We start from the raw sequence: 21815 nt of genomic DNA, 5'->3' as shown, positions 1-21815 counted from the left end.
TTGCGCTTTGATAATGTGCCATCTGGCTGGTCTGATTCTTCTACAGAGCGATTTTCAAAGCTGGGATATTATTCCCACGCCAGTCCCTTAGAACTTTTAACCTGATCAAATATCTTCATCAAAACCAGGATGTTACCCCATTGGCTCGTCGGGTGGAGAATATCACCGAAACTCAGAGTGAAGAATTAAAAACCTTTACCGATCATCTTGTCTTATTTCCGCCTCGGCAAATTCCCGATTAAGGCAAGGGACTGACAAAACTAATCGGTCAAACAGGACGCTTTCTGGTGGCAACTGTTTGAGAGTTTTACCGCCATAAAAATTGATTTTTTGGAGCCTAATCATGAAAGTTTTAATAGTAGGAAATTACGTCAACGATCGGCAGATCAGTATCAATCGTTTTGTCGGTTTAGTCGAGAAAGGACTCAGACAAAAAGGACACGAAATTCGGCGAGTGCAAGCACAGCCTATTTTCGGTCAACTGAAATCCTCTCCCCGGGGACTCGGCAAGTGGTTAGGGTATATTGATAAGTTAATTGTTTTCCCAGTGCAGTTACGTCAGCAGCTTGATTGGGCCGATATCGTCTGCATTTGTGATCAAGCTTTATCCTATTTAACTCCCTATCTAAAAGATTGCAAATATTTTGTGATCTGTCACGATCTGCTGGCCATTCGTTCCGCCCTAGGAGAAATTCCTGAAAATCCCACCAGTTGGACGGGAAAACAGTATCAGTCCATGATTTTGCAAGGATTCAAACAGGCTAAATATGTTGTCTGTTCTTCCGAAGCTACTCGTGCCGATGTTCTCCGTTTAACCAAAATTACCCCCGAACAAACGGAAGTGATCGAGGATTGCTTGAGTGAGGGCTACGGTCCGATGACAAGAGAAGCATCGGTAAATCTAGTGGCCAAATTTAACATTAATAGTGATTGTCCCTGGCTAATTCATGTCGGGGGCGACCAATGGTACAAAAATCGATTGGGATTGCTGAAAATATTCAAGAGGTTAATCACTTTCCCCGGTCTGGAAAATTGCCGATTGATCCTGATGGGAAAACCTTTACTGCCGGATATGCGAGAATTTGTTAATCAGAATAACTTGTCCGCACAAGTAATCGAATTAGGAACCGTCTCCGATGAGGATCTCCGCGCCTTTTATTGCCTAGCAACTGCTTTAATCTTTCCCTCCTTTCAGGAAGGATTCGGTGTTCCCGTTATTGAAGCTCAATCCTGTGGTTGTCCCGTCTTTACCTCCAATCGTCTCCCCATGACTGTTATCGCTGACGATGCGGCAGTCTATTTCGATCCCACTGAACACGAGGCTGCCGCTACCATTATTGCAGAAAATCTTCTCGCTCCCGATCGCCTGGAAGATTTAAGGCAAAAAGGTTTTATCAATGCCACTCGCTTTAGTTACGAAAGAATGATCCAATCCTACAACCAATTATTGCCAAAATTATAGTCTAGAGCTTTTTGGCGACTCATTATAATCCTTCCTCACATCAGGACAGCACAATTACCTGTTATCGAAAATTTGGGTTGAAAACCCCGTCGTTTTACGACGGTTTTTCCTTAATGTAGCACTTAAGAACTTCCAATGGCACACCTCCCACAGAAGAAACGAAATAACTAGGGTCTGCTGAAAAAGTTTTCCCTGGGGGCAGGGTGTGGGGTGTGGGGTGTGGGGTGTAGGGTTTTACCGATTTTCAGGTGGTCAACTACCTAATTTTCAGGGACAAAGTACCTGAATTTTCCCCCCGATCACCCCTAGCTAAGGCACTTTTTGATGGGAAAAAAGTCTAAAAGTATTATCCAACAAGGTTTTTAGATTTATTCAGCCAACCCTAAATAGAATTTTCTTACTGTCTTTTTACTGTTTACTGCTCACTGTTTACTGATCACTGATCACTGTTTACTGTTTACTGATCACTGATTATAGACTACAAACACACCCATTCTAACCCAATGAAAGCAAGGTATCAACACCGCATTTACCCAACAGACCAACAAAAGAGGCTTTTGTCTCAATTGTTCGGGTGTGTGCGTGTTGTCTGGAACGATACCTTAGCCTACTGGGAAGAACTATATCGAAAAGGCGAGAAAAAGCCTAAATATACAGAGTTATCTCCCGAAATAACAGACTACCATCGGTCAAATTGAGCATCGGATCGGCGGCACGTTCGGGATGAGGCATCATTCCTAGCACATTTCCTGCTTTATTGGTAATTCCTGCAATATTATTTAACGAACCGTTGGGATTTCCTGACTCATTTACCTCTCCTGTGGGAGTACAGTAACGAAAGAGAATTTGTCCGTTATCCCCCAGAGATTTTAACGTATCTTCTGTGGCATAATAACGCCCTTCTCCGTGAGCAATCGGCAAATTAAGCACCTGTTGCGGTTGATAACCTCGCGTCCAGACAGATTGATTATTTTCCACTTTTACCGGCACTTGATCGCAGATAAAATGTAGATCGCGATTGCGAATTAACGCACCGGGTAGCAGTCCAATTTCCGTTAATACCTGAAAACCGTTACAGATGCCTAAAACTAATTTACCTTTTTCGGCCTCTTCTCGGACAGTTTTCATCGCTGGCGAAAACCGAGCGATCGCACCACAGCGCAAATAATCGCCGTAACTAAATCCCCCCGGCACCACGATCACATCCAAATCCCCTAAATCCGTCTCTTGATGCCAAACATAGCGGGTAGGTTGCTGAAAAATCCCCTCCGTCACCGTTGCCACATCTCGATCGCAATTCGATCCCGGGAAAACAATAATCCCAAACTTCATAATTTTTAACTTGGTTAATTCATTGTGCAAAAAGCTCTCATCAGATGGGTGTTAGGGTATTGGGGTATTGGGTGAATTTCCCCATTTCCCCATTTCCCCATTTCCCCATTTCCCCATTTCCCCATTTCCCTATCCCCTAATCTCTATCCCCTATCTACTGACAATGCAAATCAAAGCGATAATTTTCAATTACAGGATTAGCCAATAGTTGATCGCACATTCGCTCTAATTGTGTGCGGGCGCTGGTTTCGTCCGCTGCTGTCACGGTAAGCTCAATATACTTACCAATTCGCACCCCGGCCACAGTATCATAACCTAATTGCTTTAATCCCGACTCTACCGCCGTACCCGCCGGATCGAGAACCGAGGGACGCAGAGTAACATAAATACAGCACCGATAATTTTTTGGCATAGAATTAATTTTGATCGCTGACCTTTTTGATATGAAACCCCAACGCACCCGATCGCAAGAGCGCATTATCCACTTACTCAAAACCTTAAATCGGGCAGTATCCGCTCAAGAATTGTTTGTGGAACTCCGTCAGCGTGACCAAAATATGGGGTTAGCCACTGTTTACCGCGCCCTAGAATCTCTAAAATTACAGGGTGCAGTGCAGGTGAGAACCCTAGCCACAGGGGAATCCCTCTACAGTTCCGTTCAGCAGGATCAACACCATCTTACCTGTATTCATTGCGGTCGGTCTATCGTCTTTAATGAGTGTCCCGTTCACGAATTGGCAGAAAAACTCGAAAAATCCCACCAATTCAAGGTTTATTACCATACTCTCGAATTTTTTGGACTTTGCGATCTCTGTCAACCCGGTTAAGTGTGGGATGTACTACATTGAAACTGCCGATCAGGAAATTTTAGGACAAATGCTCAGACTTTCAACTCCAGTGCCGTCTTACAGGAATTAAACTGTTGTTTGACCTTGGACTGTTTTCAGAGGGATTAACTCCGGCTGACTGTGGTGATGATGACTGTTCAGGGGGGATAACAAGGGGAAAAAGGGCTGATGTAAACTAATTAATTGGGCGAGAGTTTTTTTGAGATGGGTACGGGGAATGATCGCATCGACAAAACCGTGTTTTAATAGGTATTCCGATGTTTGGAAGCCTTCCGGTAATTTCTCGCGCAAAGTCTGTTCAATTACCCGTTTACCAGCAAAACCGATAGTAGCCTTTGGTTCGGCGATAATAATATCTCCCAACATGGCAAAACTGGCCGTGACTCCTCCTGTGGTGGGATTAGTCAAGACGGGAATATAGAGTAATTTTGCTTCTCGATGCCGGTTAAGGGCGCCAGAAATCTTGGCCATCTGCATTAAACTTAACATTCCTTCCTGCATTCTTGCCCCGCCAGAAGCGCAGATAATCACCAGGGGTAAACTTTCATCGGTAGCGCGTTCCGTTAAACGGCAGAGTTTTTCTCCCACCACCGATCCCATGCTACCCCCCATAAAACGGAAGTCCATCACCCCTAAAGCTAAGGGTAAACCATCGATCGTCCCCGTTCCCGTTCGGACAGCATCCGTCAGACCGGTTTTTTCTTGGCTTTCCCGCAAGCGATCGCTATAACTTTTCCGATCGCGAAATTTGAGCGGATCCGTCGGTCGAATCTGTTCATCAAGGCAATTCCAAGTATTAGCATCGACTAACTGGCGAATTCTTTCTTCACTTTCCACCCGATTATGATGACCGCAATCGAGACAAACCAGTTGATTAGCTAATAAATCCTTCGTATAGGCCAAAACACCGCAATTTGGGCATTTTGTCCATAAACCATCGGCTATTTCTCGTTCCTGTTGTTGTTGAACCTTGGGTTCTGTTTTTTGGCGATTTGCAAACCAATCAAATAGAGACATAGTTTAAAATAAAGACAATTTATCGACTTTCTTCTAGAGGACTTAATAACAAAAGTGCTGTCCAGCGATCTTGGGGACGCACTTGTAGGGCGGCCTGATGCCCCTGGCCGCAATAAATACCAGGGCCAATAGCGATAACGCGACTGGGGATGTCGTGAGCTTTGAGCATTTCCTGCAGCCAATCGGCTTCCCAACGACTGGAGGTTGTTCTAATGGTGATCCAAGACACGGAAAACTATTGTATCAAGATTTAATTACAAGATAACTTTTTTACAACAAAGGGAAAAAAATGGTTTGATAGACTGAGATGATCTGATCACTCCAAAAGACACTCATCAGAGCGCCGAGGGCAAGAAATGGCCCAAAGGGTATAGCTTGTTTTTTCCCCATTTTCCCCAGAAAAATGCCCGTCATACCGATGGCCGCCCCAATAGCGCAGGCCAGAAAACCGGTGACTAATAATGCTTGCCATCCTAACCAAGCACCGATCATGGCCGCTAATTTGGCATCTCCTCCCCCCATGGCCTGTTGTCCGAGGGCAAAACTCCCCCCCCACCGGATCAGATCAAATAACCAGACTCCTAAAACCGCACTAGAGATCGCTGAAAAGAGATAGATAACACTTTGATTATTTTGCCAACCCAGGAAAGTTTGAAAAACTATCCCTAAAACTAATCCCGATTGGGTGAGGGAGTTAGGAAGCGTCATCGTGTCAAAATCAATCAAAGCTAAAGCTAATAACCAACTGAGGAGAATCCAATAGCCGAGGGTCTGCCAAGAAAAGCTAAAATCTCCTAAAACCAGACAAAATAATAAACCGGTAACAGTTTCAATCGCTGGATAACGGAAAGAAATCGGGGTTCTACACCAGTGACAGCGACCCCCTAGCCATAACCAGCCGAAAACGGGTATATTCTCGCTTTTACCCAACCTATGGTGACATTTCGGACAGTGGGAAGGGGGATAAACTAGAGATATCCCCTGGGGTAATCTATAGATGACCACGTTTAAAAAACTGCCCACCGAGGCACCAAAAGCGAAAACAAAGGCAAAAGTAACTAGATGAAAGAGGGTTTCCATAGATTCAAGGCTGAAATCCGATCACTTCCCTAGAATACCCGGTTATTGCAGTTATCTTAATAGTCAGATAGGAAGTTTTCCTTTTGGGGAGTCAGTCCTCGATACCAAATTAAGTTATACTTCATCTATTACGGGTCGGGAATGTCGCCTTCATCCCCTCCCATTGAGAACCCTGCGTTAGACTTTCACCTCTCGCGGCCTCTACCTAGTTTGACTGTTCCATTGTTTACAGCTTATCTTAGCCGCTCGCTATATTTTCTTGTGGAGCTTAAAAACCTATGGTTGAACTTTCGCCTGATTGATACGTTTCCATACATTCGTGGTCTTAGTAATTACCGGTTTCCCGCATCCTTTAGTTTATAAATATGAAGACCGCCATAATCGGCATTCATCTCTGTTTGATCGCTTGTCAGTTCAATCAAAGTGCTTATCATGGGAAGTTTATTCAATTTTTACTTGCCTTACAAAGACGAAAGCGGAAACAATCTTTCCGCATTTGCTCAAGCTCTCGCTATTATTGCTGAAGCACAGAAGCTGATCAGTATAGGGTCATCTGGTGTTGCTATCACCTACTCGGCTAACTATGCTCAAACTGTCACAATTCACAAGACCTATGAATCCGGTCATTGGAATACTAATACATCAGGAGCCAATCAAGCAGCGGTCATGGAAGCGATGGAGTCTCTGATGGAAGGTAAATACTCCACATTACAAAGGCGTTTGCAAATTGCTCCCATTACTACAATGACTTACAGCGATTATGGCGGACGTACTCACCAACAAGTGGTTGAATCTGACTTGGAATATATAAAGTTTCTGCTTGATCAGGGATGGGATGTTTTAGGATGGCAAAATCAAAGCTCAATACCTGGTTATGCAATTGGCGGAGGTATTGCAACACTTCCTCGGGAAATTAATACACTTATCCAAACGACTCTAGCGAAGTATGCTATTGACTATGCAAGCGACGCTCGGAGTGAGCCTATTAAGTTTTACCATTTAAATAAGCCTTACGGGTTTTTCTCGAATTTCGCACCATACCCAATCCATCTAAAAGATAGAATATGGCCTACCTCAGAACATTACTTTCAGGCTCAGAAGTTTGTTAATACTCCTCATGAAGAAGAAATTCGACAAGCCAAAACAGCACGAGAGGCGGCCGAGATGGGACGGGATCGTCGCAGACCACTGCGTCGAGATTGGGAAATCATCAAAGATGATGTCATGCGAGAGGCTCTATACGCCAAATTTACACAACATCCTGACTTGACTGAAAAGATACTTTCAACAGGTGATCTAAAGCTGATTGAGCAGACAAAAAATGATAGATACTGGGGTGATGGTGGAGATGGAACTGGATTGAATATGCTCGGTCAGCTATTGATGGAAACCCGTGAACGAATACGTTACGATTTTTCCAGCGGCCAGTAGATGGTTGACTGGCGAGCTAACCAACGCCCGCAAGGCGAAAAGATACCACTATCTCCCCTCTTAAGCATCCAGTAATCATACTTAAGGCTCATCCCTAAAGGTGAATTTTCTTCTGGGCATTTTTTTTTGATTAATTAGCGGGGATAACCCTACATAATGGGGAGTAAAAACCCACTATCAGACCCAGGGGCAACCTGACAAGATTAAATTATCGCAGTCAACGAGGAAAAATTAATGAAACCGATTGTTGAATCTTTTTACAACTGGTACAGCAGCAAAATCAGTCACCCTAAATATCGTTGGATTATCATTCTGGGAACTATGGTTTATCTATTTAGCCCCCTCGATATTTCTCCTGACGTTTTTCCGATTATTGGTTGGATCGATGATGGGATTGTCCTCACCCTTTTAACCACGGAATTATCGCGATTAGTTCTTGATTATCGCACTCGCCGTCCAGGAGAAGTGAAGAATCAAACCGAAGTTTCTTACCCAACCAATACCGTTGATACCGATGCTGTGGAACTCTAAATTCAGGAGATTGCTTTTATTTATTCTTCCCATCTCCCTAAACTTGAATCAAAGAACTATCGACGCTGGCTAACAGTGTTTGCACCTCCTCATCGCTGGTTTGAGAAAAATCCTCGTACCAAAGGGAAATTGATCTCAATTCGTATGGTTTATGTAGGCAAATTACTCGATCGACTAATTTTTCTAATTGATCACAGACTTCCGGTGGGGCAACAGGAACAGCAATAATAATAGCAGCGGGATTTCCAGATTTAAGGGTCAGAATCGCCGCTTTAATCGTTGCTCCCGTAGCGATACCATCATCCACTAGAATAATCGTTTTTCCCGTTAGGCTAGGAAAAGGCCGCCCCCCTCGATACAAGCGATCGCGTCGCTCTAATTCGAGCATTTCTTCTTTTGCTACCCGTTCCATCATCGCCTCCGATAGGTGCAAGTCTTCAACGATACTTTCATTGATTACCCGCACACCATTTTGACCGATCGCCCCAAAAGCTAACTCTTTGCGCTCCGGTACACCTAATTTTCGCACTAAACACAGATCTAGGGGTAAATGTAACCTTTGGGCAATTTCAAAGGCGATCGGAACCCCGCCCCGGGGCAAAGCCAAGACTAGCACCGTAGCACTATTGGTATATTCTGTCAAGTAACTAGCTAATAGTCTCCCTGCTGATCGCCGATCTTTGAGCAGATAAGTCATAATGCCCTCCTGGGGGCTAATCCCCGTGGGGATCGATCGTCTCCCCTGCCTTTATTCTATATTTCTTCGCTAATCTCTAGCTGAAATGTTAAGAAATTTAGCGAAGGCTTGACATTTTTTCGACTAACCGCAGTTTTTCCAAGCCAAAGATCGGCTAAAATCTTAGGCGAGAGGGTTTTGTAAAGTTAGGTAACAAACATGAATCAAAGTTTAAGTGATGCGCTAGAGCCGATCGCCGCTGCCTTTCGCAGTCTCGGAACTCCTGAACCGATCGTTCATCGAAAATTTTGGGTCTGAAACCCCGTCGTTCTACGACGGCTTTACCGTTAAATACTAGCGCATTTACACCATATATGCTAAAATGCTCCCCATGGAAAAAGCCTATTCGTTTCGATTTTACCCCACACCCGAACAAGAGTCGCTATTGCGGCGCACTTTGGGCTGTGTAAGATTGGTTTACAATAAGGCACTCCATCTCAGAACACAAGGTTGGTACGAAAGACAAGAAAGAGTAGGATATGCTGAAACTTCTTCAATGCTAACCGATTGGAAAAAGCAAGAAGAATTAGACTTTCTCAACGAGGTAAGCTGTGTACCTTTACAACAAGGGTTAAGACACCTACAAACAGCTTTCACTAATTTCTTTGCTGGTCGTACTAAGTATCCTAACTTTAAGAAAAAACATCAAGGAGGAAGTGCCGAATTTACTAAGTCAGCTTTTAAATTTAAAGACAAACAAATCTATTTAGCTAAATGCACAGAACCTTTACCTATTCGGCTCTTCGTTACCCTTTATGCTAAATCAACAGACAAGATGCCAAGACAACATACTTCTAACCCAAAAATTCCGAAAGTTTCTAAAGCCATAGGCTCTCCGTTTTATTAGTTTAAGTTTATTGTTGATTCCCTCGACCACCCCATTCGTTGTCCTTTGCTCGAAATAACTAATGATTTCTCCAAACCAGTTTCGGATTGTTTGACAACTCTTGGTAAAAACACTGGAGGATTTTGCCAACCATTCTGAGATGGATAGCATTCCCTCTGTCGGATTCTCTGAGGTTTCATAAATCTTTCTAAATTCTTCCTTTAACTCGTGCATCTTTTTCAAATTTGGCAAATTTTCTTTGATAGCTTCTAGTTTGAGTTTTTGGGGTTCCGTTAAATTTTCTTCATTTTTTAACAGACTATATTTACTTCGCTTTAAAACTTCTAGTTTTGCTTCTTTTTCCGCTTTCTGTTTTTTATTTTTCTGCGCTTCTACGGCTCTTTTTTCTGCTCTTCTCTGTTCATCTAACTCTTGATTAATTTGTTTCATGACATGGAATCTATCGGCGACTACCTCGGCCGATGGCATCAATTCTTTCACCAAATTTTTATAGGGCAACCAAAGGTCTATGCTGACTTCTTCAATTTGCTCTAACACCTCTTTTCCCCATCCCGTAAGCGTTTCCCTCAATTCTTCTTGTGTTCGCTTCTCTAGAATAGCTATTAGTTTTCCCGTATCTAAATTTACTAAAACCGCACAATAATTTTTTTGTCCTTTGACTAGAGCGATTTCGTCAATTCCTAGTCTTTTTAATTTCGATAGGTCTGTCTCTGTAATTTCTTCAGCTATGTCCTCTATCATTCTTTGAATCTCTTCTTCCGTTACGTCATTTCTTCGGCTAACATTTAAAATATCTCCTTCTTTTAATTGTTCGAGTATATTCTCGGCTAGTCTTTTCGTATAGGTTCGTTTCTTGGCGACAAAATCTAACTCTTCACTAAAGGGTTTTCGACAATTATTGCACTTAAATTGACGACGATTAACTTGTAGGTACACTGGTTGTCCTGAGATTGGTAAATCTTTGACTAAATGTCGATGATTTTGGTGTAGTTTATCGCTCTCTAACCCACAATGAGGACAGGTGGCTTTTTGATTTTTCGATTCGATTCGGCAAACTATACCGATATTTTCTAGGTGTAGATAGCCTTGAATAGACGTTCCTTTTAGGTTCAAAAATTTGTCAAGCATCATAAGTAAAATAATCTCGTTTTTGGCTATTATATCAAATCTTAACTCAATTGTCTATCTTTTGGTATTAACCTGTTTGTGCCTAAAATCTTTCCCTGTTTGGGTTTGAGCTATTTTTGAGCGTAGGTACTCTTATCGAATTTTATTTTAAGTTAATTATTTGCATAACAATTACCGAAGAGCCACCTATTCGATGGTCAAGACAAATCCCAGAAAGCTGTGAACCAAGCACAGTAACAGTCAGATTACATTCCTCAGGACGTTGGCATATCTCAATAAGATTTGATGACCCAACAATTAAACCCTTACCCCCAACCGATAAAGCCATCGGAATTGACTTAGGAATTAGTAGCCTTGTGATTACCAGCAATGGAGAAAAGGTATCTAATCCTAAGCATTTTAAAAAGCATTATCAGAGACTGCGAAAGGACCCAAAAAATCTTTCTAGAAAACAGAAAGGCTCAAAAAATCGGGAAAAAGCAAGAATCAAAGTGGCAAGGATTCACGCTCAAATCAACGATAGCAGAAAAGACCATTTACATAAGCTAACCACTCAATTAGTTCGTGAAAACCAAACGATTGTGGTTGAGAATTTAGCCATCAAGAATCTGGTCAAAAACCCGAAATTATCTCAGGCAATATCTGACGTTAGTTGGGGAGAAATCACTCGACAATTAGCCTATAAATGCCGTTGGTATGGGAGAAATTACCTCGAAATAAATAGATGGTTTCCTAGTTCTAAGCGGTGTAGTAATTGCGGGCATATTGTCGAAAAGATGCCGTTAAATATTCGAGAATGGGATTGTCCAGACTGTGGGACTCACCATGACCGAGATATTAACGCTAGTAAAAATATTTTGGCCGCAGGGCTTGCGGTGTCAGTCTGTAGAGCGACCATAAGACCAGAACAGAGTAAATCTGTTAAGGCAGGTGCGGAACCCCGCAAGGGAAAGAAGCAGAAACCTAAATCGTGAGGTTTGGGAATCGCCGTCCGTTTTACGGCGGCGAGGATGTCAATGGGGACATCCAGTCATGATGGGGATTGTGGGTTTAGTTATGGGTAGTTATACTGCCTATGCCGGTTGGCAAAGCCGTTTAAGCAAAGATGGGGACGTAGTGGCCAAAAATCGGGCTGATCACCGCAAACTCGCCCCTTGGCTGTTTTTATTTATCGTTCTCGGTTACACTGGCGGTATTTTATCCCTAGTCATGCAGAAACATCCCATCCTCGAAAGCAGCCATTTCTGGACAGGATCGGTCGCGATCGGTTTATTAGCTTTCAATGGATTATTGTCCCTAACTAGCTTCAATGGCGATAAAAAAGAACTTTTCCGGACTATTCACGCCTATATCGGCAGTATTGCCCTGATTTTACTGCTAGTTCACGGTGTTTTTGGTCTTCAGTTAGGATTATCTCTCTAGTTGGTTTATTTATGGCTTCGGGTGGGCTATTTCCCACCTGGAAATTTTTCACGGTGGGAGACTGTGGCCAAGGGCAATAATTGAAGAAATCATGACTTTAAGCACTATTGTCGGGATTCTGCGTTTAGAATTAACAGGTAATTTACGAAGAAAGTATCGTCACGCAACGAGGAGATAGATATTTTGAAGAAAGTAGAAGCGATTATCCGACCCTTTAAACTTGAAGAGGTGAAAATCGCCCTAGTTAACGCGGGCATTGTCGGGATGACCGTCTCCGAAGTTAGAGGTTTCGGTCGTCAGAAAGGTCAATCGGAACGTTATCGCGGTTCCGAGTATACCGTCGAATTTCTCCAAAAACTCAAGATCGAGATCGTCGTCGAAGATAATCAAGTCGATATGGTCGTCGATAAGCTCATTTCTGCGGCGCGTACTGGTGAAATCGGAGACGGTAAAATCTTCATCTCCCCCGTGGAACAGATCGTCCGCATCCGTACCGGCGAAAAAGATCTCGAAGCGATTTAACCTCTAGGCAAGGGATGATAGTACGATGCTGTCATCCCCCCCCTATTTACAGCGTTTCTCATCAAGAAGTGTCACCTAATTTGATATCGACGACCGACTCCCCAAAACAAAAACTTTGTACCTCACCATTAAGATAACTACTATAAGCGCGAGCTGCTGAATATCAGTTTAAGCCTTGCTATAAAAGAGTTTTGCGAATTTTTGGGCTAAAAAAGTACCAGAAACCTGAAGGGGGTGACAAGCAGATTGAAAGTGAAACAGGGTGTGGGGGGTAGGGAAAAACCTTGAGACTTTCCCCGCAATGAAGACGAGAGAATTAAGTTAATCAATTTGAAGGGTGACAGCGAGGAAATTTTCCCAAAAAACCACAGGCTACACCCTGCACCCAGCCTAGACTTCAACCTCATTGTCACCCCTTCCTTCAGCCAGACTAGATAGGATCATTGCCGGTGACTGAAAAAACCCCTTGCCTAAAAAGTCACAAATATTATATAATGTTTGATCGTGGCCAAAATCGGTGTTAGGTGGTGCTGAAGGCACTGCCGAGCAGAACCGCCTTGGTCGCTCGGTCTTCGCCGGGATACTGAAGATAAACCCTTTAAGTCCTGAAGAAACAAAGACCAGCAACAATCTAGGCAGAACCAGCAACCCTGTCTAGTCTTACTTACGAATTTAACGGGATGCCAGCTTAAATAACTCGAAAAAAGTCATTCAAGTTGGGCAGGCTGATAAAGCGGGAAAAATCTTTCCCGCTCCTATAGCCACGGCCACGTTATTTTTGATTGTCGTCTAGTAAAGATAAAGAGAAGAATCCGTGTCTATCGGTATCCTCGGTACAAAACTGGGCATGACCCAAATCTTCGACAATAAAACGGGGGTTGCCATTCCCGTCACCGTCGTTCAGGCAGGTCCTTGTCCCGTCACCCAAGTCAAAACGAAAAAAACCGACGGTTATGAATCCATCCAAGTGGGATACAAAACCGTCAAAGAAAAAGCCCTCAACAAACCACTGCTCGGTCATTTAGCCAAAGCCGGTGTCTCCCCCCTGCGGCATTTAATCGAATACCGCCTTGAGGACGCATCCGCTTATACTTTAGGCCAAGAAATTACCGCCGACATCTTCCAAGAAGGCGATTTAGTCGATGTGGCCGGAACCACCATCGGACGAGGTTTCTCCGGCTATCAAAAACGCCATAACTTCAAGCGCGGTAACATGACCCACGGTTCCAAAAACCACCGTCTTCCCGGTTCTACCGGTGCCGGTACTACCCCCGGTCGGGTCTTCCCGGGTAAGAGAATGGCTGGACAATACGGGGCCACCCAAGTGACCATCCGCAAATTGTCCGTGGTCAAAATCGATAGCGAACGCAACCTGATCCTGATCAAAGGAGCCGTCCCGGGCAAACCAGGAACCCTGTTAAACATCACCCCCGCCAAGAAGTTTGGTAAATAGGGCAAGGAAAGATTAAAGCCATGGTTAACTACACAGTCAAAAATTGGCAAGGGGAAGAAGCGGGAACAGGCACCCTGGAACTGAAAACCGCTAAACCCGAAACCGCCAAACACCTAATTCACCGCGTCGTCGTCAGCCATCTAGCGGCGGCCCGCCAAGGTAACGCCTCGAGCAAAACCCGCTCGGAAGTGCGCGGCGGTGGTCGCAAACCCTGGCGGCAAAAAGGCACCGGTCGGGCCCGGGCCGGTTCGATCCGTTCTCCCCTCTGGCGTGGTGGCGGTGTCATCTTCGGACCGAAACCCAGAGATTTTGAAGTTAAGGTCAATCGCAAAGAGAAAAGATTAGCCCTGAGAACCGCTTTGATCGGCCAGGCCGATAACTTTATCGTGGTTGAAAGCTTCGCTGAACAATTCTCCCAACCCAAAACCAAAGAACTGACCGCTGCCTTAAGTCGCTGGGGAGCCAGTCCAGAGGAAAAAATTTTGCTGATTCTGACGGAAATTCCCGAAAATGTCTATTTATCGGGACGTAATATCTGCAATCTCAAAATTATTCGCGCCGATAGTCTCAACGTCTATGATGTCATCCTAGCCGATCGAGTGATCGCCACCGCCGCAGCCCTAGCTAAAATTGAGGAGGTCTATGGTGCTTAAAACTGAAGCCAGACAACTCGCCGATCTGATCCTAAAGCCGATCGTGACCGAGAAAGCCACCCTACTCCTAGAACAAAATAAATACGTCTTCGATGTCGCCTTGAAAGCGACTAAGCCGGAAATTCAAGCGGCGATCGAACTGCTGTTTGACGTGAAAGTAACGAAAGTGAACACCAGCCGCCCCTCTCGTCAGAAAAAACGCGTCGGCCGTTTCCTCGGTTACAAACCCCAATACAAACGCGCGATCGTGACCCTGGCAGCAGGCGACTCGATCGCCCTCTATCCCGACGTATAACCACCAAGAAACCCGATAACGGAAAACTAAACTATGGGTATTCGTTCTTTTAGACCTTTAACCCCCGGGACAAGGCAGGCGGCGATCTCCGACTTTAAAGAGATCACCAAAACCGAACCAGAAAAGTCCCTAACTCATCACAAACACAGTAAACAGGGGCGGAATAATCGCGGTGTCGTTACCAGTCGTCACCGGGGCGGCGGCCATAAACGCCTCTACCGGATTATCGATTTTCGTCGCGATAAACGGGATATTCCCGCCACAGTAGCGGCGATCGAGTACGATCCTAACCGTAACGCCCGCATTGCCCTGCTTTTCTACAAAGACGGGGAAAAACGCTACATCATCGCCCCCGCTGGTTTAGGCGTTGGTGATACCGTCATCGCCGGAGAAAACGCTCCCTTCGAGGTCGGTAACGCCCTACCCTTAAGTCGCATCCCCCTAGGGACAGAAGTTCATAACATCGAACTCGTCCCCGGTCGCGGTGGTCAAATGGTGCGGGCCGCTGGTGGTTTCGCCCAAGTGGTAGCCAAAGAAGGCGATTACGTTACCATCCGCCTCCCCTCCAAAGAAGTACGCATGATCCGGCGCGAATGCTACGCCACCATCGGAAAAGTCGGTAACGCCGAAGCGAGAAATATCAGTCTCGGTAAAGCCGGTCGTACCCGTCACCGCGGTCAACGACCTCATGTTCGGGGGAGCGTCATGAACCCAGTCGATCACCCGCACGGAGGTGGAGAGGGTCGCGCTCCGATCGGACGTTCTGGACCGATGACTCCTTGGGGTAAACCCGCCCTCGGTCGCAAAACTCGCAACAAGAAAAAACGCAGTAGCGATCTGATCGTGCGCCGTCGTAACCAGGGTTAGAAATTATTACTTTACTTTTGACTGAAAATTATGGGTCGTTCACTGAAAAAGGGGCCATTTGTCGCCGGCCACCTGATGGAAAAAATCGAAAAACTCAACGCACAGGGCAGTAAACAAGTGATTAAAACTTGGTCCCGTGCCTCGACAATCATTCCCGATATGGTCGGTCACACGATCGCCGTTCACAACGGCAAACAGCACGTTCCCGTCTATGTTTCCGAGCAGATGGTCGGTCATAAACTCGGTGAATTCGCTCCCACCCGCACCTTCCGCGGCCACGCCAAGAGCGACAAAAAAGCAGGACGGAAATAAATCAGCCGCTACTCCCTCAGTCGTCAGCTAGATAGTCGTGACCATAAATCACCAAGTTAGCTAATTTTCAAAAAATAAAAGCTGATAGCTGATAGCTGATAGCTGATGACTGATAACTGATAACTGATAACTGATAACTGAAATGACCATCGATACCTCTAACGAAGTCAAAGCGATCGCCCGCTATATTCGGATGTCACCCCTGAAAGTCAGACGGGTACTCGATCAGATTCGCGGCCGCTCCTATCGGGAAGCCCTAATTATTCTCGAATTTATGCCCTACCGGGCCTGTGACCCGATTCTCAAAGTCCTGCGTTCCGCCGTTGCCAACGCCGAAAATAACGAAGGACTCGATCCCGCCACTTTGGTGGTTAGCCAAGCCTTTGCCGATGGCGGACCGACCCTAAAACGTTTTCGACCCCGGGCCCAAGGCCGCGCCTACCAAATTCGCAAACCCACCTGTCATATCACCGTCGCCGTCGCTCCTAGCAACGAAGACTAATCACCTTAACTAAAAAAACCACAATGGGACAAAAAATCCATCCCCTCGGTTTTCGTCTCGGCGTTATCAAAGATCACAAATCTTGCTGGTATGCCGACGCGAAACGTTACCCCGAACTACTGCAAGAAGATCGCCGCATTCGTGAATACGTCGAGAAAAACCTCGCTAATGCTGGTATCGCCGATATTCGCATCGAACGTAAGGCCGACCAAGTAGATATCTCCATCCACACCGCCCGCCCCGGGGTCGTCGTCGGTCGTGGTGGCACGGGAATCGAACAGCTGCGCCTAGGTTTGCAAAAAGCCCTCGGTGGCCAGCGTCAAATTCGCATTAACGTCATCGAAGTGGCTCGCGTGGATGCCGATGCCAATCTGATCGCCGAATACATCGCCCAACAACTAGAAAGACGGGTTTCCTTCCGTCGTGTGGTGCGGCAAGCCATCCAACGGGCGCAAAGGGCCGAAGTCAAAGGGATCAAAATCCAAGTTAGCGGTCGTCTCAACGGGGCGGAAATCGCTCGCACCGAATGGGTGCGGGAAGGACGGGTTCCCCTGCATACCCTGCGCGCCGATATTGATTACTCCTATAAAACCGCCAGCACCATCTACGGGATTCTAGGCGTGAAAGTTTGGATCTTTAAGGGCGAAATTATCCCCGGCCAAGAAGAAATTGCCGCCGCCGTTCCCGCTCAAGCACCGCGCCGTCAACAGCGTCGACGTCAACAGTTTGAAGATCGCTCTAGCGAAGGCTGATCCCTAATATTTATCAGTGGTAAATAGCTCATCATGTTAAGTCCCAAAAGAACAAAATTCCGCAAACAACAGCGCGGACGGATGCGCGGGCTGGCCACCGGCGGAAATACGATTAATTTCGGCGATTTCGCCCTGCAAGCCACCGAACCCTGTTGGATTACTTCCCGTCAAATCGAAGCGGCCAGACGGGCAATGACTCGTTATATTCGTCGGGGTGGCAAAATCTGGATCCGCGTTTTTCCCGATAAACCCGTCACCCAACGGGCCGCAGAAACTCGGATGGGTTCCGGGAAAGGTTCCCCCGAATTCTGGGTGGCTGTGGTTAAACCGGGGTTCATTATGTTTGAGATTGCCGGGGTAGCCGAACCGGTAGCCCGGGAAGCAATGCGCCTAGCCGCCCAAAAATTACCGATTAAGACCAAATTTATCACTCGCGAGGAGGATTTTGTCTAATGGCTCTACCAAAAATCGCCGAAGTGAGGAAGATGAGCGATGACGAAATCGCTGACGCTATCCTCGCTGCCAAAAAGAAACTGTTTGAATTGCGTTTGCAGCAGGCCACCCGCCGCTTGGAAAAAACCCACGAATTCAAACACACCCGCCACCGTCTTGGCCAATTATTGACCGTAGAACGGGAGCGCCAACTAGCCCAGTCCACCCCGGAGGCATAACCCACTATGGCAGTTAAAGAAAGAGTTGGGGTAGTGGTCAGCGACAAAATGGATAAAACCGTAGTGGTAGCCATTGAAAACCGCTCTCCTCACCCTAAATACGGCAAAATCGTCGTTAAAACCCAGAAATTTAAGGCTCACGACGAAGAAAATCAAGCCAAACAAGGCGATCGAGTTCGTATCCGTGAAACCCGCCCCCTCAGTAAAACCAAACGTTGGACAGTGGCGGAAATATTAACCGATAATTAAATTTCACCTAGGTAAAAACCGTGATTCAACAACAAACCTACTTAAATGTCGCTGACAATAGCGGGGCGCGGAAACTAATGTGTCTGCGGGTGCTGGGAACAGGTAACTGTACCTACGGTGGCATCGGTGACAAAATTATCGCCGTGGTTAAGGACGCTATCCCCAATATGCCCGTGAAAAAATCCGATGTGGTCACTGCGGTGATCGTGCGGACCCGTCAAACTGTCCGTCGCGATAGTGGCATGAGCATCCGTTTTGATGATAACGCCGCCGTGATTATTAATAATGACGGTAATCCCAAAGGTACTAGGGTTTTTTGGTCCGGTCGCTCGGGAATTGCGCGATAAAAACTACACCAAAATTGTTTCCTTAGCCCCAGAAGTTCTCTGATCAAAGTCAGAAGTATAAAGGCAATCGGAGGTCAAAAAAAATGAGTAAGAAAAACAGTCAAACCCCACCCCAAAGGCAAAAAATGCACGTTAAAAAAGGGGATGTTGTGCAAGTAATCGCCGGTTCCGATAAGGGCAAAGTGGGCGAAATTTTACGGGCCTTACCCCAAGAAAGTACCGTGGTGGTCAAAGGAGTTAATATCCGCACCAAACATACTAAACCCCAACAGGAAGGGGAATCGGGTCAAATCCTTACCTACGAAGCACCGATTCACAGTTCCAAAGTGATGCTCTATTCCGAGAAGAAAAAAATCGCCAGTCGGGTGGGTTATACCTTTACCGAAGACGGTCGGAAAGTGCGGATACTGAAGAAAACTGGCGAAATTATTGATTAGTTTCCCATCAATTCTAGTTCCTGACCAAGCCCAGGAAAAGCAAGCAGCAAAACTATGAGCCAAAAACTAAAAACCACCTATCAAGAAACCATTGTTCCGAAACTGAAAGAACAATTTGGTTATACCAATATCCACCAAGTACCTAAAGTTATCAAAATTACTGTTAACCGCGGCCTTGGGGAAGCTTCACAGAACGCCAAAGCTTTGGAGTCTTCCAAGGAGGAACTGTCCACCATCACCGGACAACAACCGGTAGTGACTAGAGCTAAAAAAGCGATCGCTGGCTTCAAAATTCGCGAAGGAATGCCCGTGGGTGTGATGGTGACATTGCGCGGCGATCGAATGTACGCTTTTTTAGACCGTCTAATTAATCTGGCCTTACCACGTATTCGCGACTTTCGCGGTATCAGCGGTAACAGTTTTGATGGTCGTGGTAACTACAGTTTAGGCATTCGTGAACAGTTGATCTTCCCCGAAATTGAATACGACAAAATCGATCAAATTCGCGGGATGGACATCTCAATCATCACCACCGCTAAAAACGACGAAGAAGGACGCGCCCTCCTCAAAGAGATGGGAATGCCCTTTAGATAAATCAATCAAGAGAAAAGTAAACAGTGACCGGTAAATAAGTGAACAGTGATCAGTAAACAGTGAACAGTAAACAGTAAACCGTAAACAGTGATTCAGTGAAAAGACAGCAGGAAACTGCTATTTAATACTACTCACTTAATACTCAAATCTGATCACTGATGACTGATAACTGATAACTGACCACTGATGTTGATCCCAATTTAGGAGAAAAACAGGTAATTCATGTCTGCTAACGATACCATTTCGGATATGCTGACCCGCATCCGTAACGCTTGCGCGGTTCGGCAGACCACTACTCAAATTCCCACCACGCGGATGACGCGCAGTATTGCTCAAGTTCTCAAAGACGAAGGCTTTATTGCTGACTTTGAGGAAGTGGGTGAGGGGATTAAATCTCAATTAGTTCTTTCCCTCAAATATAAAGGCAAAAACCGTCAACCGATCATTACTACCCTCACCAGAGTCAGTAAACCGGGCCTGCGAGTTTATTCCAATAGTAAAGACTTACCTCGCGTCCTCGGTGGCATTGGCATCGCCATTGTTTCCACCTCTAAAGGCATTATGACCGATCGCGAAGCGCGTAAACAAAACGTTGGCGGCGAAGTCCTTTGCTACATCTGGTAAATAAGTGAACAGTGATCAGTAAACAGTGAACAGTAAACAGTAAACAGTAAACAGTGATTCAGTGAAAAGACAGCAGGAAACTGCTATTTAATACTACTCACTTAATACTCAAATCTGATCACTGATGACTGATAACTGATAACTGATAACTGATAACTGATAGCTGACCCACTGATAACTCTTCCGGTGATAACTGACCCACTGATAACTGATAACTGTTATGTCTCGTATTGGCAAACGCCCGATTCCTATTCCCAATAAAGTCACCGTCGATATCGATGGTGCTACCGTGACGGTGAAAGGGCCCAAAGGAACTCTCCAGAGAACCCTACCCACCGCCGTCGCCATCAATAAAGATGGCGAAACCATCCTCGTTACCCGTCAAGACGATTCGCGTACCGCCAGAGAACGCCATGGACTCTGTAGAACCCTAGTGGCCAACATGGTGGAAGGAGTCGCTACGGGCTTTCAAAAACGCCTCGATATCCAAGGGGTAGGCTACCGCGCCCAGGCGCAGGGTAGTAAATTAGTTCTTAATGTTGGTTACAGTAAACCCGTGGAAATGGAGATGCCCGATGGTGTTTCCGTCGCCGTAGAAAACAACACCCAAGTTATCGTCAGTGGCATCGACAAAGAAGCGGTCGGTAACATTGCCGCTAAAATCCGCGAAGTTCGTCCCCCCGAACCTTATAAAGGAAAAGGGATTCGCTATCTTGGTGAAGTCGTCCGTCGCAAAGTTGGTAAAGCTGGCGGTAAAGGCGGTAAAGGAGGTAAAAAATAAACCATGAAACTTAGTCGCAAAGAATCAGTCCGTCGTCGTCACCAGCGTGTGCGTCGCAAACTTAGTGGCACTGCTGAACGGCCCCGTTTATCCGTATTTCGTTCTAATAACCACATCTACGCCCAAATTATCGACGACGTAGCCCAACATACCCTCGCGGCCGCTTCTACCCTAGAGGCCACCTTGCGCGGGGAATTAGCATCCACCGCTACCCAAGAAGCCTCAGCTGCCGTGGGTAAACTGGTGGCCCAACGGGCCCTAGAAAGAGGCATTGAACAAGTGGTTTTTGATCGCGGTGGCAATCTCTATCACGGTCGCGTCAAAGCCTTAGCAGAAGCGGCTCGGTCAGCCGGCTTAAACTTCTAAAATATCCTTTCAACACTGATAAAACTATGGCAAAACGTCGCAAAGGCAACCGCGAAAAAGAAAAAGAAACCACTTGGCAAGAGCGGGTCATCCAGATCCGCCGGGTTAGTAAAGTGGTTAAGGGTGGTAAAAAACTCAGCTTCCGGGCTATCGTCGTGGTCGGTAATGAAAACGGCCAGGTGGGAGTGGGAGTCGGCAAAGCAGGGGATGTTATCGGGGCCGTCCGTAAAGGCGTGGCCGATGGCAAAAAACAACTAATTGAAGTCTCCTTAACTAAGGCTAGTTCTATCACTCACCTTACCCGGGGGGCTTCCGGTGGCGCTCAAGTGCTCATGCGTCCGGCTGCTCCGGGGACTGGGGTTATTGCTGGGGGTGCTGTCCGTACCGTTTTGGAATTAGCTGGGGTGAAAAATATCCTCGCTAAACAACTCGGTAGCGATAACCCCCTCAATAACGCTAGAGCCGCCGTTAACGCCCTGGAAACCCTCCGCACTTTCTCGGAAGTGGCCAAGGATCGAGGCGTATCTGTAGAACATCTGTACACTTAAAGAAATCA

Annotated in this window: 29 protein-coding genes and 7 pseudogenes; 27 read left to right on the top strand and 9 right to left on the bottom strand. The window is 45.9% G+C overall.

The genetic code is table 11. The features are described 5' to 3' along the window. Positions 1-195: 195 nt before the first annotated feature. Positions 196-345, bottom strand: a complete 150-nt coding sequence (locus tag GQR42_RS12935) for a hypothetical protein (RefSeq protein WP_158200268.1) — start codon at positions 343-345, stop codon at positions 196-198. On the opposite strand from GQR42_RS12935, the gene GQR42_RS12930 reads away from it, so the two are divergent. Further along, a complete protein-coding gene (locus tag GQR42_RS12930) occupies positions 344-1462 on the top strand; it encodes a glycosyltransferase family 4 protein (RefSeq protein WP_158200267.1) in 1119 nt (372 codons plus the stop codon). The two genes, GQR42_RS12935 and GQR42_RS12930, sit on opposite strands and share 2 nt — an antisense overlap. A 94-nt stretch (positions 1463-1556) precedes the next feature. On the opposite strand, the pseudogene GQR42_RS30300 reads toward GQR42_RS12930, so the two are convergent. Continuing rightward, positions 1557-1637 (bottom strand): annotated as a pseudogene (locus GQR42_RS30300) (IS200/IS605 family transposase); the annotation flags it as partial. A gap of 328 nt (positions 1638-1965) precedes the next feature. Here GQR42_RS30300 and GQR42_RS12920 point away from each other — a divergent pair. After that, positions 1966-2154, top strand: a pseudogene (locus GQR42_RS12920) (helix-turn-helix domain-containing protein); the annotation flags it as partial. Here the strand turns inward: GQR42_RS12920 and purQ are convergent. Both purQ and purS read right to left on the bottom strand, forming a co-directional pair. Next, on the bottom strand, positions 2108-2794 hold the full coding sequence (gene purQ, locus GQR42_RS12915) for a phosphoribosylformylglycinamidine synthase subunit PurQ (protein WP_158200266.1): 687 nt from the start codon (positions 2792-2794) through the stop codon (positions 2108-2110). The pseudogene GQR42_RS12920 and the gene purQ overlap by 47 nt on opposite strands. Positions 2795-2948: 154 nt before the next feature. Further along, the gene (gene purS, locus GQR42_RS12910) at positions 2949-3206 is read right to left on the bottom strand and encodes a phosphoribosylformylglycinamidine synthase subunit PurS (RefSeq protein WP_158200265.1); all 258 of its coding nucleotides are present in this window, start codon (positions 3204-3206) and stop codon (positions 2949-2951) included. Positions 3207-3237: 31 nt separating this feature from the next. Here purS and GQR42_RS12905 point away from each other — a divergent pair, with 31 nt between their 5' ends. Further along, positions 3238-3621, top strand: a complete 384-nt coding sequence (locus GQR42_RS12905) for a Fur family transcriptional regulator (RefSeq protein WP_158200264.1) — start codon at positions 3238-3240, stop codon at positions 3619-3621. Between the two features lie 87 nt (positions 3622-3708). Here GQR42_RS12905 and accD read toward each other — a convergent pair whose 3' ends face one another. From accD to GQR42_RS12890, 3 genes are read right to left on the bottom strand one after another with little or no spacing between them, the layout of a single operon-like run. Beyond that, complete coding sequence (gene accD, locus GQR42_RS12900) at positions 3709-4659, bottom strand: acetyl-CoA carboxylase, carboxyltransferase subunit beta (RefSeq protein ID WP_158200263.1); 951 nt, start codon at positions 4657-4659, stop codon at positions 3709-3711. Positions 4660-4678: 19 nt separating this feature from the next. Next, positions 4679-4888, bottom strand: a complete 210-nt coding sequence (locus tag GQR42_RS12895) for a hypothetical protein (protein ID WP_158200262.1) — start codon at positions 4886-4888, stop codon at positions 4679-4681. A gap of 41 nt (positions 4889-4929) precedes the next feature. Beyond that, complete coding sequence (locus tag GQR42_RS12890; protein WP_158200261.1) at positions 4930-5739, bottom strand: prepilin peptidase; 810 nt, start codon at positions 5737-5739, stop codon at positions 4930-4932. Positions 5740-6171: 432 nt separating this feature from the next. Here GQR42_RS12890 and GQR42_RS12885 point away from each other — a divergent pair, with 432 nt between their 5' ends. Continuing rightward, on the top strand, positions 6172-7170 hold the full coding sequence (locus GQR42_RS12885) for an NADAR family protein (RefSeq protein ID WP_233271381.1): 999 nt from the start codon (positions 6172-6174) through the stop codon (positions 7168-7170). Positions 7171-7404: 234 nt separating this feature from the next. Next, complete coding sequence (locus GQR42_RS12880) at positions 7405-7701, top strand: YkvA family protein (protein ID WP_158200260.1); 297 nt, start codon at positions 7405-7407, stop codon at positions 7699-7701. A 37-nt stretch (positions 7702-7738) separates the two neighbouring features. On the opposite strand, the gene GQR42_RS12875 is transcribed toward GQR42_RS12880, so the two are convergent. Beyond that, on the bottom strand, positions 7739-8398 hold the full coding sequence (locus GQR42_RS12875) for a phosphoribosyltransferase (RefSeq protein WP_158200259.1): 660 nt from the start codon (positions 8396-8398) through the stop codon (positions 7739-7741). A gap of 198 nt (positions 8399-8596) precedes the next feature. Here GQR42_RS12875 and GQR42_RS29990 point away from each other — a divergent pair. Both GQR42_RS29990 and GQR42_RS12870 read left to right on the top strand, forming a co-directional pair. Next, positions 8597-8677, top strand: a pseudogene (locus GQR42_RS29990) (DUF4079 domain-containing protein); the annotation flags it as partial. Positions 8678-8768: 91 nt separating this feature from the next. Then, positions 8769-9176: pseudogene (locus GQR42_RS12870) on the top strand (RNA-guided endonuclease InsQ/TnpB family protein); the annotation flags it as partial. Between the two features lie 24 nt (positions 9177-9200). Here the strand turns inward: GQR42_RS12870 and GQR42_RS12865 are convergent. Continuing rightward, the gene (locus GQR42_RS12865; protein WP_158200258.1) at positions 9201-10415 is read right to left on the bottom strand and encodes an ISL3 family transposase; all 1215 of its coding nucleotides are present in this window, start codon (positions 10413-10415) and stop codon (positions 9201-9203) included. Between the two features lie 170 nt (positions 10416-10585). Here GQR42_RS12865 and GQR42_RS12860 point away from each other — a divergent pair. The 20 genes and pseudogenes from GQR42_RS12860 to rpsE all read left to right on the top strand — a co-directional run. Further along, positions 10586-11386 (top strand): annotated as a pseudogene (locus GQR42_RS12860) (RNA-guided endonuclease InsQ/TnpB family protein); the annotation flags it as partial. Positions 11387-11429: 43 nt separating this feature from the next. Then, positions 11430-11834 (top strand): annotated as a pseudogene (locus GQR42_RS12855) (DUF4079 domain-containing protein); the annotation flags it as partial. A 183-nt stretch (positions 11835-12017) separates the two neighbouring features. Next, the gene (locus tag GQR42_RS12850) at positions 12018-12356 is read left to right on the top strand and encodes a P-II family nitrogen regulator (protein ID WP_158200257.1); all 339 of its coding nucleotides are present in this window, start codon (positions 12018-12020) and stop codon (positions 12354-12356) included. A gap of 814 nt (positions 12357-13170) precedes the next feature. After that, positions 13171-13809, top strand: coding sequence for a 50S ribosomal protein L3 (rplC, locus tag GQR42_RS12845; protein ID WP_002796429.1), 639 nt, complete (start codon positions 13171-13173; stop codon positions 13807-13809). Positions 13810-13829: 20 nt separating this feature from the next. Continuing rightward, complete coding sequence (gene rplD / locus GQR42_RS12840) at positions 13830-14462, top strand: 50S ribosomal protein L4 (RefSeq protein WP_158200256.1); 633 nt, start codon at positions 13830-13832, stop codon at positions 14460-14462. Beyond that, positions 14452-14757 carry a 50S ribosomal protein L23 gene (locus tag GQR42_RS12835; RefSeq protein ID WP_002771034.1) on the top strand — a complete coding sequence of 102 codons (306 nt, stop codon included), beginning with the start codon at positions 14452-14454 and terminating at the stop codon, positions 14755-14757. The genes rplD and GQR42_RS12835 overlap by 11 nt, the downstream gene beginning before the upstream one ends. 33 nt (positions 14758-14790) lie before the next feature. Further along, positions 14791-15624 (top strand): 50S ribosomal protein L2, encoded by an 834-nt coding sequence (rplB, locus tag GQR42_RS12830; protein WP_002771036.1) that lies wholly within the window; start codon positions 14791-14793, stop codon positions 15622-15624. A gap of 30 nt (positions 15625-15654) precedes the next feature. Beyond that, the gene (gene rpsS / locus GQR42_RS12825; RefSeq protein ID WP_002753908.1) at positions 15655-15936 is read left to right on the top strand and encodes a 30S ribosomal protein S19; all 282 of its coding nucleotides are present in this window, start codon (positions 15655-15657) and stop codon (positions 15934-15936) included. Positions 15937-16078: 142 nt separating this feature from the next. Next, a complete protein-coding gene (rplV, locus tag GQR42_RS12820; RefSeq protein ID WP_150978028.1) occupies positions 16079-16438 on the top strand; it encodes a 50S ribosomal protein L22 in 360 nt (119 codons plus the stop codon). Positions 16439-16461: 23 nt separating this feature from the next. Then, entirely contained in the window at positions 16462-17190 is a 729-nt protein-coding gene (rpsC, locus tag GQR42_RS12815) for a 30S ribosomal protein S3 (RefSeq protein WP_061432468.1), read from the top strand. A 33-nt stretch (positions 17191-17223) separates the two neighbouring features. Next, positions 17224-17643, top strand: coding sequence for a 50S ribosomal protein L16 (gene rplP / locus GQR42_RS12810; RefSeq protein ID WP_002734310.1), 420 nt, complete (start codon positions 17224-17226; stop codon positions 17641-17643). Next, positions 17643-17861: a 50S ribosomal protein L29 gene (gene rpmC, locus GQR42_RS12805; protein WP_158200255.1), complete on the top strand. Its 219-nt coding sequence runs from the start codon at positions 17643-17645 to the stop codon at positions 17859-17861. Before rplP ends, rpmC begins: the two co-directional genes overlap by 1 nt. 6 nt (positions 17862-17867) lie before the next feature. Continuing rightward, positions 17868-18110, top strand: a complete 243-nt coding sequence (gene rpsQ / locus GQR42_RS12800) for a 30S ribosomal protein S17 (RefSeq protein ID WP_158200254.1) — start codon at positions 17868-17870, stop codon at positions 18108-18110. 20 nt (positions 18111-18130) lie between these two features. Then, positions 18131-18500: pseudogene (gene rplN, locus GQR42_RS12795) on the top strand (50S ribosomal protein L14). A gap of 40 nt (positions 18501-18540) precedes the next feature. Continuing rightward, on the top strand, positions 18541-18894 hold the full coding sequence (rplX, locus tag GQR42_RS12790; protein WP_002757582.1) for a 50S ribosomal protein L24: 354 nt from the start codon (positions 18541-18543) through the stop codon (positions 18892-18894). 54 nt (positions 18895-18948) lie between these two features. Then, on the top strand, positions 18949-19488 hold the full coding sequence (rplE, locus tag GQR42_RS12785) for a 50S ribosomal protein L5 (protein ID WP_002734750.1): 540 nt from the start codon (positions 18949-18951) through the stop codon (positions 19486-19488). A gap of 222 nt (positions 19489-19710) precedes the next feature. Continuing rightward, positions 19711-20112 (top strand): 30S ribosomal protein S8, encoded by a 402-nt coding sequence (gene rpsH, locus GQR42_RS12780; protein WP_002734721.1) that lies wholly within the window; start codon positions 19711-19713, stop codon positions 20110-20112. 220 nt (positions 20113-20332) lie between these two features. After that, positions 20333-20893, top strand: a complete 561-nt coding sequence (gene rplF / locus GQR42_RS12775; protein WP_158200253.1) for a 50S ribosomal protein L6 — start codon at positions 20333-20335, stop codon at positions 20891-20893. Positions 20894-20896: 3 nt separating this feature from the next. Continuing rightward, positions 20897-21259 carry a 50S ribosomal protein L18 gene (rplR, locus tag GQR42_RS12770; RefSeq protein ID WP_158200252.1) on the top strand — a complete coding sequence of 121 codons (363 nt, stop codon included), beginning with the start codon at positions 20897-20899 and terminating at the stop codon, positions 21257-21259. Positions 21260-21285: 26 nt separating this feature from the next. After that, a complete protein-coding gene (rpsE, locus tag GQR42_RS12765; protein ID WP_002757584.1) occupies positions 21286-21807 on the top strand; it encodes a 30S ribosomal protein S5 in 522 nt (173 codons plus the stop codon). Positions 21808-21815: the final 8 nt, after the last annotated feature.

This window comes from Microcystis aeruginosa FD4 (assembly GCF_009792235.1).
Taxonomy (GTDB): domain Bacteria; phylum Cyanobacteriota; class Cyanobacteriia; order Cyanobacteriales; family Microcystaceae; genus Microcystis; species Microcystis viridis.
The sequence above is the reverse complement of the archived record's forward strand: the minus strand, read 5'-3'. Positions and strand labels throughout refer to the sequence as shown.